The 1,074-nt window shown below is 47.1% G+C and carries 1 protein-coding gene; it reads left to right on the top strand.

What is annotated here, in order from left to right; translation table 11 throughout:
- A partial coding sequence (locus QVA83_RS20750) for a serine hydrolase domain-containing protein (RefSeq protein WP_287498910.1) occupies positions 1-993 on the top strand: 993 nt, incomplete at its 5' end.
- Positions 994-1,074 lie beyond the last annotated feature (81 nt).

Below are 1,074 nucleotides of genomic sequence, written 5' to 3'. Positions count from 1 at the left end.
CCACTAGATTTAGATGCAGATGTTAATACCTTACTCACCAGCTGGCAGTTGCCTGAACATGAATGGACAGGGCAAGACACTGTTTCTTTACGCAGATTATTAAGCCACACGGCAGGCACCACAGTACATGGCTTCCCTGGTTACGCAGCGGGCGAACCAGTACCTACTTTGCAGCAGGTGCTAGAAGGTGTATTTCCCGCCAATACCGACGCTGTTGTTGTTGATATTCAACCTGGCACGCAAATGCGTTATTCCGGTGGCGGTACTACGCTTGCTCAGCTTACCTTGCAAGACGTAGCTAACGAGCCCCTGCCAACTATGTCACAACGGCTTTTGTTCAAACCTTTAGGCATGACACGTTCTGGCTTCGAACAACCCATATCGACCAACTTATCAAACAATATGGCTACGCCGTATGACGGAGACGGTGCGCCAATTAAGGGTGGCGCGCATACTTACGCTACGCTTGCAGCAGCAGGCATGTGGAGCACGCCATCAGACATGTTGAAATTGGCAAGTGGCGTGCGCAGTGCGTATTTAGGGCTGAAAACCGACTGGATATCGCAAGCCACCGCGCAGGAAATGTTAACCAACAATACGCCGAGTATTGAGCCACCCAATGTAGGAATAGGCTTCTTCATCAATATGGATGACAACGGGAAGATTCTAGGCTTTGGCCACGGCGGCGCAGATGTTGGTTTTATGTCGCAGTTATACCTTGAACTAGATACCGGCAACGGCTACGCCATTATGACAAACGGCAACAACGGTAGGCAGTTAATAACTGAACTAGAAATACGCTTAAAAGAAGCGTTAAACGTAGGCTATTCGGAAGCTGAAGTTAGGAAGTTAGTACCGATAAGCCAAACGGAATTAAGTAAATACATTGGAACCTATGTGGTGACAAAGCCAGTTAACGTTGATGTGGTGCTAGAAAAAACAGCCAATGGTTTTGTGCTTAACGCCTTACCTTACGTTGAGAATGAAGAATAAATTCATGAGCGTGGCTTACGATATTTTGCTAATAACGAGATTACTATCTGACGCATATACACCTCTGACGCATCCGACGAA

This window comes from Alteromonas sp. AO-Serp, assembly GCF_017849675.1.
Taxonomy (GTDB): domain Bacteria; phylum Pseudomonadota; class Gammaproteobacteria; order Enterobacterales; family Alteromonadaceae; genus Alteromonas; species Alteromonas macleodii.
The sequence above is the reverse complement of the archived record's forward strand: the minus strand, read 5'-3'. Positions and strand labels throughout refer to the sequence as shown.